The 16,290-nt window shown below is 45.4% G+C and carries 16 protein-coding genes; 11 read left to right on the forward strand and 5 right to left on the reverse strand.

Annotated features, from left to right (window positions below; all coding sequences use genetic code 11):
• Positions 1-55 precede the first annotated feature (55 nt).
• On the forward strand, positions 56-1,975 hold the full coding sequence (locus BLV50_RS20565; RefSeq protein ID WP_072734610.1) for a beta-glucoside-specific PTS transporter subunit IIABC: 1,920 nt from the start codon (positions 56-58) through the stop codon (positions 1,973-1,975).
• A gap of 103 nt (positions 1,976-2,078) precedes the next feature.
• On the opposite strand, the gene BLV50_RS20570 is transcribed toward BLV50_RS20565, so the two are convergent.
• On the reverse strand, positions 2,079-2,972 hold the full coding sequence (locus BLV50_RS20570; RefSeq protein ID WP_063565383.1) for a LysR family transcriptional regulator: 894 nt from the start codon (positions 2,970-2,972) through the stop codon (positions 2,079-2,081).
• Positions 2,973-3,156: 184 nt separating this feature from the next.
• Between BLV50_RS20570 and BLV50_RS20575 the strand changes: the two genes are divergently transcribed.
• Both BLV50_RS20575 and BLV50_RS20580 read left to right on the forward strand, forming a co-directional pair.
• The gene (locus BLV50_RS20575) at positions 3,157-3,741 is read left to right on the forward strand and encodes an ankyrin repeat domain-containing protein (RefSeq protein ID WP_072734793.1); all 585 of its coding nucleotides are present in this window, start codon (positions 3,157-3,159) and stop codon (positions 3,739-3,741) included.
• A complete protein-coding gene (locus BLV50_RS20580; protein ID WP_090809729.1) occupies positions 3,738-5,084 on the forward strand; it encodes a uracil/xanthine transporter in 1,347 nt (448 codons plus the stop codon). The genes BLV50_RS20575 and BLV50_RS20580 overlap by 4 nt, the downstream gene beginning before the upstream one ends.
• 67 nt (positions 5,085-5,151) lie before the next feature.
• On the opposite strand, the gene BLV50_RS20585 is transcribed toward BLV50_RS20580, so the two are convergent.
• From BLV50_RS20585 to BLV50_RS20600, 4 genes are all read right to left on the reverse strand, one after another.
• Complete coding sequence (locus BLV50_RS20585) at positions 5,152-5,475, reverse strand: PilZ domain-containing protein (RefSeq protein WP_231952418.1); 324 nt, start codon at positions 5,473-5,475, stop codon at positions 5,152-5,154.
• A gap of 255 nt (positions 5,476-5,730) precedes the next feature.
• Positions 5,731-6,873 carry an alpha/beta hydrolase family protein gene (locus BLV50_RS20590; RefSeq protein ID WP_256338005.1) on the reverse strand — a complete coding sequence of 381 codons (1,143 nt, stop codon included), beginning with the start codon at positions 6,871-6,873 and terminating at the stop codon, positions 5,731-5,733.
• Entirely contained in the window at positions 6,846-7,508 is a 663-nt protein-coding gene (locus BLV50_RS20595) for a GNAT family N-acetyltransferase (protein ID WP_177031232.1), read from the reverse strand. The genes BLV50_RS20590 and BLV50_RS20595 overlap by 28 nt, the downstream gene beginning before the upstream one ends.
• Positions 7,509-7,531: 23 nt before the next feature.
• The gene (locus BLV50_RS20600) at positions 7,532-8,344 is read right to left on the reverse strand and encodes a MerR family transcriptional regulator (RefSeq protein ID WP_090809733.1); all 813 of its coding nucleotides are present in this window, start codon (positions 8,342-8,344) and stop codon (positions 7,532-7,534) included.
• A 100-nt stretch (positions 8,345-8,444) separates the two neighbouring features.
• On the opposite strand from BLV50_RS20600, the gene BLV50_RS20605 reads away from it, so the two are divergent.
• The 8 genes from BLV50_RS20605 to BLV50_RS20640 all read left to right on the forward strand — a co-directional run bounded on the left by BLV50_RS20605 (position 8,445) and on the right by BLV50_RS20640 (position 16,262).
• Entirely contained in the window at positions 8,445-8,894 is a 450-nt protein-coding gene (locus tag BLV50_RS20605; protein ID WP_090809735.1) for a DUF6386 family protein, read from the forward strand.
• 38 nt (positions 8,895-8,932) lie between these two features.
• Positions 8,933-9,556 (forward strand): SMI1/KNR4 family protein, encoded by a 624-nt coding sequence (locus BLV50_RS20610; protein ID WP_090809737.1) that lies wholly within the window; start codon positions 8,933-8,935, stop codon positions 9,554-9,556.
• 38 nt (positions 9,557-9,594) lie between these two features.
• Positions 9,595-9,921 (forward strand): hypothetical protein, encoded by a 327-nt coding sequence (locus BLV50_RS20615; protein ID WP_090809739.1) that lies wholly within the window; start codon positions 9,595-9,597, stop codon positions 9,919-9,921.
• 140 nt (positions 9,922-10,061) lie between these two features.
• On the forward strand, positions 10,062-10,610 hold the full coding sequence (locus BLV50_RS20620; RefSeq protein ID WP_256338006.1) for an RNA polymerase sigma factor: 549 nt from the start codon (positions 10,062-10,064) through the stop codon (positions 10,608-10,610).
• A complete protein-coding gene (locus BLV50_RS20625) occupies positions 10,600-11,739 on the forward strand; it encodes a DUF4179 domain-containing protein (protein ID WP_090809740.1) in 1,140 nt (379 codons plus the stop codon). Before BLV50_RS20620 ends, BLV50_RS20625 begins: the two co-directional genes overlap by 11 nt.
• Positions 11,740-11,937: 198 nt before the next feature.
• Positions 11,938-12,990, forward strand: coding sequence for a pectate lyase family protein (locus BLV50_RS20630; RefSeq protein WP_090809742.1), 1,053 nt, complete (start codon positions 11,938-11,940; stop codon positions 12,988-12,990).
• Positions 12,991-13,300: 310 nt separating this feature from the next.
• Positions 13,301-14,782, forward strand: a complete 1,482-nt coding sequence (locus BLV50_RS20635; protein ID WP_090809744.1) for a methyl-accepting chemotaxis protein — start codon at positions 13,301-13,303, stop codon at positions 14,780-14,782.
• 256 nt (positions 14,783-15,038) lie between these two features.
• On the forward strand, positions 15,039-16,262 hold the full coding sequence (locus tag BLV50_RS20640) for a GNAT family N-acetyltransferase (protein ID WP_256338007.1): 1,224 nt from the start codon (positions 15,039-15,041) through the stop codon (positions 16,260-16,262).
• Positions 16,263-16,290 lie beyond the last annotated feature (28 nt).

A 16,290-nucleotide genomic window follows, 5' to 3' on the forward strand; every position in this document is an offset into this window, starting at 1 on the left:
TTCAGTGTTTAGGTTTTTTTTTAACCTTCATTACACATAAAAGGAGCAAAACACAATGGATAAACAACAATTGTCCAAGGATATTCTGAAGCTTGTTGGTGGCGAAGAGAACATCGATCAAGTCACACACTGTATGACAAGACTCCGGTTTAACCTGAATGACAACAAAAAAGCGGACAAAGCGACGCTGAAAAATACACCTGGCGTTATGGGCGTTATGGAGAATGGCGGACAGTTCCAGGTCATTATCGGGAACGATGTGCCCGTTGTGTATAATGCACTTGTAGGCAACATGTCCAAATCCCCGAATGCAGACGCTGGATCAACCGGTACTTCGACTGGGGTTAAGAAAAAGAGAAATCCAGTAAGTGCATTGTTCGACTTTATTTCCGGAATATTCACGCCGATTCTGCCAGCGATTACAGGTGCCGGTATGATCAAAGGGATCGTGGCAATCCTGGTAGCTGTAGGTTGGTTGTCTGATACCAGTTCAACTTATATCATTTTATCTGCTATCGGTGATGGTGCATTCTACTTCCTGCCGATCATTCTGGCGATCAGTGCTGCACGTAAGCTAGGTAGCAATATGTATATTGCTGCAGCGTTGGCAGCGGGGATTATGCATCCGACGATTACAGCCTTGCTTGCCAATGGTGACACCACATTTGTGGGCATTAAGGTTATAGCAGCAACCTATTCTTCTACGGTTATTCCAATTATTCTCGCAATCTGGATTGCTTCCTATGTAGAGAAAGCGGTTGATCGTGTTACACATGCTTCACTTAAGCTTCTGATTGTTCCAACGGTTACCCTGTTAATTATGGTTCCTCTGACCTTGATGACAGTTGGACCATTGGGTACAGTGCTCGGTAATGGTTTGTCAGGTGGTATTTCCTGGTTGTTCGACAATATGTCTATATTCGCAAGTATCTTGATTGGTGGTACGATGTCACTTCTGATCATTACGGGTATGCACTATGCACTGCTGCCGATCATTGTTGGTTCGATGACATCACTCGGTTACGATTTTATTATTCCACTGATGTTTGCAGCTAACTTGGCACAAGGTGGTGCAGCATTTGGTGTTGGTCTTAGATCGAAAAATGGTAAAACTAAATCGCTTGCTTATTCCACAGGTCTTACGGCTATTATGGGGATTACGGAACCGGCAATGTACGGGATCAATATGAAGTTCAAAAAACCATTTATTGCTGCCCTGATCGGTGGAGCTGTTGCAGGTGGATTCATGGGGATCGTCAATGTTAAAGCTTATGTACTTACAGGTCTAGTGGGTCTGCCAAGTATTGCAGCATTTATCAGTCCGGCAATTAGCACGTTACTCTACGCTCTGGCTGGGGGTTTGATTGCCATCGTAGCAGCAGCAGTACTGACGTACATCCTTGGTTTCCAAGAAGACAATGCTCCACAATCGGCTGAAGCTACGCCAGCTGCTGAGCCTACAACACCAGCAGCAACGACTTCTGCTTCCGCAATAACTGCTATCGAAGAAACTAAAGCACTGGATCAAGAAGTATTTAGCCCAATTACTGGTGAAGTTAAATCACTGAGCGAAGTTCCAGACCCTGCATTCTCCGAAGAGATTATGGGTAGAGGGTTTGCGATTCAGCCGTCGGAAGGCCGTGTGGTTTCTCCAATTAACGGTACAGTATTCTCGTTGTCGAAGAGTGGACATGCCATTGGTCTCGTTAGTGATGACGGCGCTGAAATGCTGATTCACATCGGGATTGATACCGTGAAACTGAAAGGTCAATTCTTCTCCCCTAAAGTTCAAGCAGGAGCGAAGGTTGCCGTTGGTGATGTACTGATGGAATTCGACAGAGAAGAAATCGAAAAAGCCGGTTACACAACGATTACGCCGGTCATCATTACGAACATGTATCAATATAATTCAATTGAGTCTGCCGGACGTACAACGATTAAGGAAAAAGAATTGTTGTTCACGGCAAAAGCTTAACGAACATCAAAAAGCAGCAGTCTTTCCGGATGAAATTATTCCGGCAAGGCTGCTGCTTTTTAGTATATGGACGATATTCTTCATGGCTGATATTTGCTGGACACTACACCGAGCGAGAAGGCAGCAGCTCCTGAACCAATTGTACAAAGTGCTGCGCGGGCTTGGAAAGATGACGATTGCGATGCCACACAAGCGCAGAATCTACGTTAGATTGCGCATCTTGAATACGATAGATATGGAACGGATGCTCATGATAAAGCTGAAGAACCGTATGGGGCACGATGGAGCTTGCAAAACCGAGTCGCACAAGTTCCAACAACATGTTAATATCCGAGCATTCGCCCGCAATCGAAGGGTTCACGTGATGCTCACGGAATTTCTGTAATATCAGTTCGAACATCCCGAGTCCTTCAGTGCTAGGAAGCAAGAGAGGGATATCGGCCAGCTTTTGAAAATAAATCCCGCGCTCATCCGCTGACTTCAGTGGTGTGGAGGAAATATAGAAGAGAGCTTCCTGCGGTAGATGCAGCACTTCATATTGCTCTGTTTTGACAGGCATCCGTACACAGGCAAGCTCAATTTTGCCTTCACCCAAGAGCTGGCAGAGCTGTGCAGATTCATTTTGCTGAATTTTATAAGTCACCTGAGGGTGTGTTGTCCGAAACTGCTGGAGCGCCTGTGGGATCAAACGATCTGAAATGGTATTAATGCCAAGCGACAGCTTGCCCCGAATGCCATACCTGAAGCTTTGCATCTCCATGACGGCTTCTTCCATATATTTGGTCATTGTGACCGCATAATCATAGAAGCTTCGACCCGCCTGTGTCAGCTCCATGCTGCGTCCTTTGCGTTCAAACAAAGCCACGCCGAGCTCGTCTTCCATCAGCTTGAGCTGCTGGCTTAAAGGAGGCTGAGCCATGTGTAATCTGCGCGCTGCCGCCGTGATCTGTCTCTCCTCGGCAATCGCGATGAAATAGCGACATTGTTTGATATCCACGTGTGTTCTCCTTATTTGCAGCGATATGATTTTCATATGGGAAACCAACAAAACATGTATTTTTATTATACTTACATCCTATGTTACCATACATAAGATTTAAACACTGCAAATCACACATGTCGATTATGATCTATCGAATATATGCCGTGAGGATGACGACGAATTGGAGGGTGAAGGTGCGATGCTGAAAACAATACATGCAGCTGCTGAAGCTGGACATACAGATGATGTGCTGCGGTTTATCGCACAAGGAACCGGAGTGAATGACCGGGATGCGCGAGGACGGACACCTCTGATGGCCGCGGTACATGGCAACAAGCCAGAGACGGCAAGTATGCTTATTGAAGCGGGAGCGGATGTGAACATCCAGGATCAACGACTGGACAACATGCTGCTGTATGCCAGTGCGGAAGGTTTGCGTAAAATGGTCGAACTGGCTATAAAAGCAGGTGCCGATACCCAGATTACGAATCGGTTTGGGGGCACAGCTCTGATTCCTGCTTCAGATCGAGGTCATGTCGATATTGTGGAGATCCTTCTGAAATGCACGGATGTGGATGTGAACCATATCAACAATCTGGGCTGGACAGCTTTGCTGGAAGCGGTCATTCTGGGGGATGGCGGCACTCGCCATCAGCAGATCGTAGCATTGCTTTTGCAATATGGTGCCGATCCTTCCATTGCTGACCGGGACGGCGTTACAGCATTTGCGCATGCCCGGAGGCATCATTATAAAGAAATGGAGCGAATGTTAACCCAATCATGAACAGACATCAAGAGCAATCTTTGCAAAATAATTTAAAGGGTGCGTCATCGCTTGCATTGGCAGGTATTCAGTGGTTTTTCTTCCTGTTTACCAACACAGTGGTGGTGCCGTTATCCATCGGACACAATTTTCAGCTTTCACCGGAGGCCATTGCTGCGTCGATGCAGCATGCCTTTTTGCTTACCGGGGCTGTGTGTATATTACAGGCGTTCTTTGGCCATCGTTATGCCGTGATGGATGGTCCCTCGGGGTTATGGTGGGGGCTGACGCTAAGCTTAACGGCCTCAGCTTCATCGGCAGGTATGAGTTTGGAACGTATTGGGGGAGGATTGGCTGCAGGTTTTCTGTTAGCGGGTCTGACGATGATGATTCTTGGCGGGCTTGGAGCGGCGCATGTGCTTCAGAAGCTGTTCACACCAATGGTCAAGAGTGCGATGTTATTTCTGATGACGATTCAATTGACCATGAATTTCTTCAAAGGCATGGTTGGATACACCGAGTTTGGCACATTCAACCTGCCTGTAGCGGCGTTGTCCGTTGCTATTGCGTTTCTTGTGGCCTTAATCCAGCTTAAGGGAAAAGGCAAGCTCGGCAACTATTCCATCCTGATTGGCATCGTGACGGGGTGGATTGCCTATAGTTTTGTGTTCCCTGGACAACATGCAGGAGTATCCGGTCAACAGAATTTAAACTTGTTTTCCTGGTTTCCGTGGGGGACGCCGAAGTGGGAGCCGGGTATTGTCATCACAGCTTTTTTTGTTGGGCTGGTGAATATGACAAATTCCATAACCACGTTAAGCTCAGTCGAAAAAATATATGGAGTACAAACGTCCAGCCAACAATATAAACGATCGTACATGCTCACGGGATTGTTCACCATGTTATCTGCGTGTGTAGGTGTGCTGCCGTTCGGATTATTTGCCTCTTCGATTGGTTTTCTGGAGAGCACCCGTATTCTGAAACGGGCTGCGTTTGTTGTTGGAGCAGGCATGTTATGTATATTAGGTCTGACACCTTCCGTGACAGCCTTTTTCGCACAAATTCCTCCCAGTGTAGGGAGTGCTGTGCTGTTTGTAGCCTATTTGCAAATGTTTGGTACAGCCCTAAGAACACTTGAAGGCACCACCTTTAATTCCAAAACCATCTATCGTGTGGCACTGCCTGTTCTTACAGGTGTTGCTGTAATGAACATCCCTGCTGAAGCGTTTCATGCTCTGCCCATGTATCTCATTCCGATCATTAGCAATGGGCTTGTCATTGGGGTTGTGGTGTCACTTTTGCTCGAAACCACAGTGGATTGGTCCAAGATGGACAATACTACGACTGCTACCAAAGCAGCCTGAAAATTTAAAATATTGAAACAGTCCGGTTCACTGGGCTGTTTTTTTTGTTAGATTCGTGCTTCCCGGGTTACTTCACCATAATTTTGCCTTGCCCCGCAAGCATTCTCATTTCTCTGGATAAACGCTCATGATTGCCTTGCTGGATCTCCAGCTGTACGCCGTAGTGCCATTGGTTATTTTCTTCTTTGCCCCAGCGCAGCGTTCCTTCCAAATACAAGGGGTCTTCAAAAAGCAGCAAGTTCATGCCGATTCGGATGTTATTGGACTCCACATGTAGATTTAACGGAAATGAAAGCTGACAGCCGGATCGGCTGATATCGCATAATTCCGCTTGAATGGGTTTGGGTGGTGCTGAGGCGCCGTTAATGCTGAGTATAAAAATTTCGAACATTATCGGTTCCTTTAAAGTATAGCGAAAAGGTTCTCTTCTAAGGTTGATAGCCATGGTTTCCTCCACAAAATCAAAAAAAGTCAGTTATGATTATATCGTCATTTTTGCTAAAAAAATGAAGAGAATAACCTTGTTTGCTAACACCTTAATTCTTCACATGTATAACATGAACCTAGTTAACTCTTGAGTACCTTTAACCTGTGTGCCGGGCTTGATATAATGGTTAAATATGGTTCTAATAATCTCGCCTGCGGATCAAAGGGGATGGAGCGGATCAAATTGCGTCATTTTTCTTAAGAATTTCAGGAGAAATGAATCGATTGGGAACCGGAAGTGTGCAACAAACGGTTGATCAACTGCGTGAATAGAGTTCAAGAATTGAACAATATCATCCAAATACTGTGCGTCCATTAGTTTTCGTGGCGAGAACAAGGCCGTTGCATAGGTTTTGAACGTAGAATGTACCAGTGAAGAGGGCAGCATCGAATGATCAGCATCCGGTAGTTTGGTTACACTGAGCAGTGATTGTGGAATCATCTGACGATACACGCGCTCTGTCTCTTGAACATCGACATTTATATCTTGACCTCCAAGCACGAGATGAACAGGGCTATGAAACGAAACGAGCCCATCTGTGGCATCCGATTCCACATTGTTGACGATAAACGTCCAACGCTCCTTGGAAATGAGTTGGTCCTTATTAGCTATGAGTTTATATTCATCATAGGTGGCCTTGTTTCGAATCAGCTGCAGAACCTGGTCATTATAGAGCTGCCTTGCAGTGATCTCTTCCTCGGTATATCCCTTCTGGAGCATTTCCTGCTGGGTGTTGTATCTGCCCTGTGTAATCCAGTTGATGGCGGGGGAAACCAAAATGCTAAATGCAATATCCGGATCTTGTTTCACGATGTTTGGAATGACCCATCCAGCCTGGCTGGCACCCCACAAACCAATTCGATCTTGATCAATAGAGGGTTCTTTTCTGGCCCATTCAATGGCGGTTAAGACATCCTGTGCACGATCCTCCATGGTTTGGTCAAGCCAGTTTCCCGAGGAACCGCCAACACCACGTTTATCCAACGAGAGGGAGGCATACCCCGCCATGGCAAGCTTTTCCCACAAAGGTCGGTACCCACCGTCATAACTGGCATTAATCGGACCATCACCATGTACAAAAACGACAAGGCCAACCTTATCTGAATGCTGTTTGGGCAGTGTGAGTATACCCGTTAATTGTCCATATGAGGTTGGAATGGAGATGCGTGTTTCTTTCATGTTGAATGTGTTCTGAATGAGCAGCCAAGACACAATAGCCAGAATGATGATTGTTACACCGATCAGCCATTTGAAAACTGAGGTCGTAAATAATCTTAGTCTAGGGGGTTGTTGTTTAAACACTGAAATGCCTCCTGTATGTTAGAGATAGGGATCATCATGAAAATCCATTCAGGTTCACGGAACAGGAATTTTCGGGAAATGCTGTTGTGTGATGATTCCACTCTGAAGTTCAATTGTTGGTAAAGACGAATGGCTTGTGTGTTGCTGCTGGATACGTGCAAAGATATATATTTACAATGGAGATGTTGGTTTGCAAACTGCTGAGCAGTAATCAGCAACTGTCTGGCAATCCCACGCTTTCGGTGACTTGAAGCTACAGCCAAATGCTCAATATAACATTCGTGTGGACTTGGCTTATATTCCAGGGCAATCATTCCGACCATAAACATGCAGACATTGCGTAGTCCGTATTGCTTGCAAAGCTTACGGAGTGGAATGTGATGGATCTCCTTTTTTATCTGTAGGGGGTTTTTGAGGCACCATTTCAGGCATAGAACCCCGACAACCTGGTTTCCATCCATTGCAATGAACTGCCTATCGGAGGGTGAGTTTCCCTGATCAATCCATATAGCGCCAAGCAAGTCAACTATTTCCGTTGGGGCGAGCCGAACAAGAGCCTCAAACTTGGTTGCAAAAGAATGGACTATTAATTTTCGGACAGCCAGTTGATGTTGATTTTGATCATCATAGTCCACAATTTGAATTGGAGTCGTGAGGTTCATAATGGGTTCCTTTCTTTCACTTTAGGAGGAGTGACCTCAATTCTGGCCTGAATCTCATAGTGTAATTGATCAGTTCCTAACATGGAGAGATAGGACTTTTCAATCAAGATTATAGGGTCTACCAGCACGTAAGTGGCTTGAAATGCATATTCCTTAAGGTGATGAATTTCCTGGGTAATATTTTCTTCGGATGTCACTGTGAATGATCTGGTTAGATATAACCCTTTTTCAACAAAAGAATCGCTGGTAGCATTAGAAAACGGAACACAGACTGCAACCTGGTCTAAGGTATACAAGTAGTGTAAATCAATTTCAAACAATGCAGGTTGATCCGTACGATGCTGATAAAGTGCACGGGCATGCAGAGACTCGTTTGGTGGGATGGTGATCCAAGTGGTGAAATGCCGAACAGGAATTTCCTTTATCTCATATATGGGTATACACTGATCCTGCTGGGATTGGCTGATCCATTCCTGCTGTTCCTGCAATATGCCTTGAATGAATTGTTCCATATGCATTAACGAATCAATCTGTGATTGTACAGCTCGAAGTGAATCGGTTAATAATCGGTTATAGTCATCTGCGGAATAGGAGAGCATGCACTCTTTGATTTGCTGAACAGGGACATTCAACTTGCGCAATAGAAGAATGTGAGAAAGCTGGTAGATCTCATCCATTCCATACATACGGTAGTGGTTGGTATCCACATATGCCGGGAAAAGTATTTCTTTTTCCTCAAAGTATCGAATTTGATGGATTGAAACATGCATTAATTTGGATAATTCGCTAATCGTAATGTATTTGTTCATTAAGCTGGCTCCTGTCTGCTTGAATGGAATAGTTCCACTATAAACCTTTGGTCTGACCTAGGGTCAAGGTGTTTATTTTGAATTAGAAAGGGGAGATAGAATGAACGGGAAGTTTCAGTTCTTCACGGATACGGCAGCATTGTGCCTGTACGATCTGGGGGCGCTAAAACATCGTGTTGGAGACACACCGGACTGGTGGTCTATTGCAGAGGATGAACTGACAGAGGTAAATGCAGGCAACTGTTTGTTTCTGAATCTGGGTGAAGATGGACAGTATGAGGTGACATGGAGTCTGGATGATGCGGGGAAGGAACTGGAGATTGCACAGGTATACCATCTACGTGTCCCTTCCGGTAACGTGTATCTGGGGGCGGCGGAGGATGTCACTGGGGGCGAGCTAGAACCCGATGAGTCTTGCGGTGGTGTGTTGCTCCAGATGGAGCCCGGAAATTATGCGTGCATGATATTGAGGGAAAGCAATCAAATATGGATTACCATCAAACCCAGTCTGCAAAGCGAAAATAGTTTGAATGACTTGATTCGAATCTGACGTTATAGGTACAACGCGATGGAAGGAGGCTTACGTACATGTACAAGGTACAGTTGGAACGCATACAGGGAAAGTTGAACAAACTCCAGACTCTGGACCCGAAGCGGAATCTGTTTGGGGCAGAGAATCATCAATATGAGATGGCTCCGGTATGGACATTGGACGAAATTAAAGCTTTTGAACAGAAATGGAAGATAACGCTGCCCGAAGAGTATCAAGCTTTTTTGCTTGGGATTGGAAGCGGTGGTACAGGTCCTTATTATGGGCTGGAAAAGCCGGAGAACGGCATATATTTGGTGATGGATTATGATGATGAATTGAATGCAATTTCTGAGCCGTTTCCACATGTGGAATCCTGGAATTGGGATGTGGACTGGTACGACGACAGCAAAGAAGAGGACGAGTGGGCAGCGCTTGAACATGAGTATTATGATCCGAAATGGTCGGCAGGGATGCTGCGAATCAGTGATTTTGGATGTGGCGTCTCGCTCAATCTGATCGTGAAGGGATTGTCCTACGGAGAGATCTGGACCGATGATCGAGCGAACAGTAATGGAATTTATCCGGATCATTATATGGGCAACGCGGAGCGGCTGGGTTTTCTCGACTGGTATGAATTGTGGCTGGACCGCTCGATCAATGAATTGAATGAGCAAGAGTAATCGTTTTTAGCTAACTTTTAGATTAAAGGAGGTACCATGTGGGCTGGGAATATGGCATCAGAACATCAAATCCTGTCATTTTACCTCGGATTGTGAAGCGACTGGCGGATGCCTTAACCTTCTCTGACTTGTATAAGCTGGATCATTATGAAGATGGGTTTGCGTTGCTTCAGGAGGTTTCGCCCTGGCCTGAAGCTTTACAAGTCTCGATTGAAGTGGCATCGGGAATGGATGAGATTGTAGAGGGAGAGTTATACATCTATTGTCTGTTCCATACTTGGGGTGACATCGCAGCAAACTGGCTGAAACAAATGGAAGCAGCTACGAATCAGGATGATAATGAGCTGGAATGGTTTGAACTTTAAATAATGATGCGGAAATCAATACAAGAGCTTCCTCCTCAGGATTAGGCGGGGCTTTTTTGTGATGGGAAATAAATAAAAAACGGTTTGGCTTGTTCATCCGTCTTAAACCACAGAAAGAGAGAGAAGGAGGGGATTGCGGGGTGGAAACCAAAGCCGAGATGAAAAAGATGCTGTTTGTACAGAGCGAAGACGAGACGACATTTGTCCAATCCATCATGGAGCATCAGGACACGCTGATCTCCATTGCCTACAGTTACCTGCGTAATCGTCATGATGCGCTCGAAGCAGTGCAGGAGATGACATGCCGGGCCTGGATCAAGCGTCGCTCTCTGAAAAATGAGAAGGCGTTCAAATCGTGGATTATACGTATTCTGATCTATGTGTGCATTGATGAACAAAGGCGTCGCAAACGGGCAACACCACTGCCGAGCGAAGGGTTGGAGGAGGCGATATCCGAGTCTGGCAGTGCAGGATGCAGCGACAATAGACTTGCGATGTGGTCCATGCTTGAGAAAATCAAACCCAAATATCGCCATGTATTACTGCTGAAATACTATAACGACATGACGTCGATTGAGATTGCCTCCATTCTTGGCAAACCAGAGGGCACCATTAAAACCTGGCAGCATAAAGGGTTGGAACTGTTACGGAAACAGATGAAGATCAGGGGGGATTGGCATGACAACTAGTCCGGAGGAGCAGGCACTTTTCGCAGATGCTTCCCAAGTTAAGCTGGAGAGACAGCAATTGAATCCGGCGGACACGGCCTTTGCCATTCAGCAAGGTCTGGCCAAGGCAAGAACTCGGCGAATGACAGGTCATGTGCAATTAAAGTGGATTACGGCGGTGCTCGTAACCGCTCTGGCAGCCGGTTGGCTGCTGATGGGTCCACTTGGCGGTACTCCACAACAGGCAAGGTACAGCCAGCCCGCACAGAATTGGGGAGTTCTTGAACCTTTTCGGGAGTTGGCTGAAAAGGATGTAGACGGAAACACGATTACATCCGCAATTAACAATGGTTATGTACAGCTCGTGAATCGTTCTGTGAAATCAGGAATATATCAGTTAACCGTCAATGCAGTTATGGCGGATGAAAACAAGATAATCGTTTTGTACACAGCCCAGACGGATGCTTCCCAGGAGATATATTCGGTTCCCAAAACGAGTATGGTCAATGGCATGACGAACCAATCACTTGGCAATGGCGGTATAAGCAGTCTGTATAGCTCCAATGGAAAGTATATACTTTATGGACGTAGCACCGTTGAAATGGATGGGAATACACCGCTTCCTGGACAAGTGAAGTTCAATTTTCGCATTTCATCTGTAGTTCCTGATCTGCTGACTGACACGAATAAGGTTAAAAAAGATACCAAATACCAATTTTCGAAACCGATGGAAGTGAGCTTCGATCTGGACCCTAAATTTTCGGTGCCCAAGACCGAGAAGATCAAACTTAATCAGTTATTTACGATTGGCGGTCATGAGGTAATGTTATCTGAAGCAGAGGTATCTCCACTTGTGACACGGGTAAGATTTATCTATGAACCTAATCAAAAGATTGATTATAAAACCAAACTCTCCGTCAGTGATGTGGTCAACCCTACCGAGATTGTATCCACCACCAAGGACAGGCAGAAGACCTTGTTGTCCCGTGTGTCAGGTAACGGGACGGAAGATGGGATGATCTATTCCTTCAGTAGTAATCTGCTGGATGCCCCCCAATCTCTGGTATTAAAACTTCACGGTGAACCGGGCAAAGTTTACGATGATTTGCAGGAAGCGGAGAAACACAAGCTGGAACTGAAAATCAAATAGGATTCAGAAGAAGGGCGATACAAAGTCATGGTTTTTGTAGATGACTTTGTGTCGTCTTTTCATTTTTCTTATACGGGGACTGCTGTTGCAAAAAAATAAAAATAATGGTTAAATTGCAATTTTTGTATTGTCACATCTGATGTTACACGATATAATCAACTTGTCTTGCAGGATAAAATTATAAAGGATGGTGAAATTTTGAAGAAATTTTCGATTCTTTTACTCGCTGTAACACTGTTATTATTGACAGTCTCCACGGTCTCTACGGCACCCGCTACATATGGTGCGGCCAGTTATCCCAACACAGGCACCAATGGTTTAACGGGTTTTGCCGGTAACGCCAAAAATGAGAGTGGTGTATCCAAATCAGCCACGACAGGTGGTAAGAACGGTCAGGTCATCTACATCAGCAATCTGAACGATCTGCGAACACATATGGCAGGCACAACAGCTAAAATACTGGTTATTGAACAAAATATTTCTTCCTCTACCTTGCAGAAAGTCGAATTTGGATCGAACAAAACGTTGGTAGGCTCTTTTGATAAACACACACTGATGAACATTCATTTCAGATCGACGTCCAGCTCAAGCAATGTCATTTTTCAGAATCTGACTTTTGAACACGCTTCCAATATTAATGCTAACGACGATATCCAGATGTATATTACTTCAGGCTCCAACTACTGGATCGATCACGTGACGTTCTCCGGCCATAGCTACAGCTCGAGCGGAAGTGATCTGGACAAGCTCTTGTATATTGGGGATCGTGCAGATTATATAACGATCAGCAATTCCAAATTTGCAAACCACAAATACGGAATTATTCTCGGATACCCGAATGATGGCAACAGCAGCTATAATGGTGTACCTCATGTAACGATGGCTAATAACTATTTTGAAAACCTGTATGTACGTGGTCCTGGTCTCATGAGATACGGTTATTTCCATATCAAAAACAATTACGCGAACAACTTTAACCAGGCGATTACCATTGGCGAGAAAGCACGCATTTATTCTGAAAACAATTATTTCGGTGCAGGCGCTGAAAAAGGCGGCATTCTGGATGATAAAGGAAACGGGGAATTTACGGATACAGGCAGCACACCTGCGTTAAGCAGTCCATCCTCTCCTCAAACGAGTTGGAGACCGAGCTCCAACTACAGCTATGAAGTACAGACAGCCAGTTATGCCCGCGAGTTTGTCACCAAGTATGCAGGTTCGTCTAACAACACACTTGTGTTCGGGAAATGAAAGGTAGCTGATCTTCTTAACATGTGAAAGCCCGTATCCCTGATGCGGGTTTTTACTATTTTTTTACTATGGAGAAAACCAAATAAAATTCCTGAAATATAAGTACATATTATATTCCTTCATATATTAAAAATTTATAATAAAATTCCGATATACATTAAGTGTGTTTTCATGTTTATGAAGACCTAATGTACTATAACAAAGCCCTAGGACTTTGCGATTTATTCATAAGCAAGGACCAAAGACTGATAAAAGATAGTACAGAAATGTTTCACCATCGTATTTAATTGATAAAAAGGACGGGAAATTCATGAATCGTTATGACGAAATCATCTGGAAAAGGAACAAGCTGATCTGTATCATCCTGTGGGTTATTGTTGCCATCGGTTTTGGTATGGCCTTTCTGGAACCCAAACTGCTTGTTTCGAGTGGGGTAGCTATTTTATTCACCGGTTGGGTAACGTACGCCAATATCAAAAAGAAGTATATTCATGTGATCCCGTGGCTTTGTACACTCCTGATTACGGTTTGTGGAGTCTATGCAGGCTGGGGAAGTGTTAACATCACTTTAAGTCTGGTCATCACTTCAGTATTGTTGCTCTATCCCGACAAGAAACTGTTCACTACCGGATTTTTCGTGTTGTTTATCATCAGTATTATTCAGGTCGTTCTGGTGGAGACAAAGAGCTCCGAGGAATTTATTGGCCATATTGTTGATGTAGGATTGTTTGCGCTTACGGGAGCCATTCTGATGCTGGTTTCCCAGTTGAATCAAAGACTCTTTTGGGATAGCGAAGCGCGTTGGCAAGAAGTAGAGCATTCCAAAATGAGAGTGGAAACAATGCTTGTAAGGGTCAAAGAATCTGTAGAGGGCCTATCTCGTTATACGGATCAACTGAAGCAAAAAGTAACCGACACCGGCTCCATTACCCATGAAGTAACGCTTGGATTCAGCGAGGTGGCCAAAGGGGTTGAATTCCAGGCCACCAGTGTGGCTGAAATTTCAGAGTCCTTGTCCTTGTCGGATCAGCATATCCGCGATGTTGCTTCCTACTCACTTCAGATGAAAGAACTGTCAGCCAGCATGGCAACGAGCACGGAAACAGGCAGTGCGCAGATGGATCAACTGAATGTTCAGATGCAGGAGCTGTATGAAACGATTAATACCACAGCCGATGATATGAGTAAGTTTAACGAGGAAAGTGAGTCCATGTCGCTAATGCTGAACAGCATCTCGGATATTGCCAACCAGACGAATCTGCTTGCGCTCAATGCAGCGATTGAAGCAGCCCGTGCAGGTGAACATGGACGTGGGTTTGCAGTCGTTTCGGAGGAAGTTCGCAAGCTGGCAGAACACTCCGGCCATTCGGCCAGTGATATTGCTGCTATTTTGTCCCGTTTGAGAGGACAGACACAGGCGTTGACGGATCGGTTTGGGCGTATTCGACTCGCTTTGGAAGCAGGAAAAGACAGTGTGCAAACGGCAGAAGAAGTTTTCCGTACGATCAACAGCAATTCTCAGCAAGTATTGAATCAGGCCGCAGATATCGAGAGTAGTTCAGTCACCATGAGGGAATCCTCTACGAAAGTGGTTAATGAGGTTTCAGAAATTTCAAGTGTGACTCAGGAATCGAGTGCTGCTACGGAAGAAATTCTTGCCAGTATGGAGGAACAGCGCAACCTGACCGAGAAGATGGTGGACAGCTTCGGAGAACTGGAGCAACTGATTGTGGACCTGAACGAGTTGGTATCCGATAAGAACGAAGTAGGTTCTGCAACGGGTACGCTGTAAAATACTTAGGCTGAAGCTAGCCTACTGCATCGGAGTCACCTGATTACACCAATTTTATATTCGAAGTTCAGTTACTGAGCCTGTCTCCAACCATGATGTGGGGGCAGGCTTTTTTTGTTTTTAGATGGCTTATCTCTCCGCCCGTTTTTAACGAAACAATTGTGGATGCTCATCCAGGCCTACTATAATGGGAGGAATAGGAATTTGTAAAAAAACAATTGATGGCAGGAAGTTTGGGTAATTGGGGGAGCAGAACGTGAAGAATGCAGTAATGGAAAAAAAGACGGATAGCCGCGATCTTACAGATCCAGCGAAGAATGAAAGACGCGATAGTCGCGTTTGTTTCTATGATCGGAATTCGCTCCAAGATATGGACTGGCCTAACACCGAGGATGGTAGAGATGCACGAGCGTATTTGGAACCCATGATGTTACAAGGGACGCGGGACTTCATTATAAATGTAAACACAACCTTACTCATTGCTCGAATTGACGATCTAGTGCTTCCGTTGACGGTAAATGATGCAGAGTATGAAAATTCTTACGTTTGTTCACCTTATACGCATTATGTGAGGTATGCCAAGCAGGAGTTGACGATGCTTCGGAAACCGTTGCTGGAAAAGGGGCTTTTCGCGCTGCTTAGTGTGGTGGGGTGGGGAATGCGGCAATCACAAATAAACAAGGTTGTACATATCAACAACTGGCTGTTATCAACAAACCTGTATCCAGCCATGTCCGGAGAGCAGGCTGTTTGTCTGCTTGCAGCAGTAAGGGAACGTTATCCTGAGCATGCCGTCATATTTCGCTCCTTGTGCCCAGGGCTTCACTCCGATCTGACGGGAGAACTGAAGCAAGCAGGCTGTCAACTAATTCCGAGCCGTCAAATCTATCTGTACCAGGCGAATGATCCGAATTTCGGCAATGCGAAGTCGCGCTGGCTGCTGAAGCGGGATTACGAATTGTTGACCAAGCACGGATATGAATTCGTTTCCGGATCGAATTTGACGGAGGAAGATATTCCGCGAATTGCGGAGCTGTATAGGCTGCTATACCTCGAAAAATACTCTTATGATAATCCGCAATTCAGTGAACAGTTCATTGCGACAGCAAAAGCTTCGGGAACACTGACCTTGTATGGTCTGCGAAAGGAAGGGCGTATAGATGCGATTATGGGATACTTCTGTCGGAATGGGGTGATGACAACGCCGTTATTCGGTTACGATACGGCGCTACCCCAGTCTATCGGACTGTACCGTATGCTATCAGCTTGCCTGATTGGACAGGCCCGTGAGAACGGTCATCTGTTGCATGAGAGTGCTGGTGCTGCGCAGTTCAAACGCAACCGTGGCGCTGTGTCGGATTTCGAGTATTCTGCCGTGTATGAGCGCCATTTGCCAATGAGCAGACGCTGGTGCTGGCTGCTGCTTGAACGGCTTTTGAATCGAGTAGGTGTGCCGCTGATGCGTCGGATGAAGCTGTAAACTTGCACAACAGCGCGCTGACGCCGTC

It is taken from the genome of Paenibacillus sp. 276b (assembly GCF_900107875.1).
Taxonomy (GTDB): Bacteria; Bacillota; Bacilli; order Paenibacillales; family Paenibacillaceae; genus Paenibacillus; species Paenibacillus marchantiae.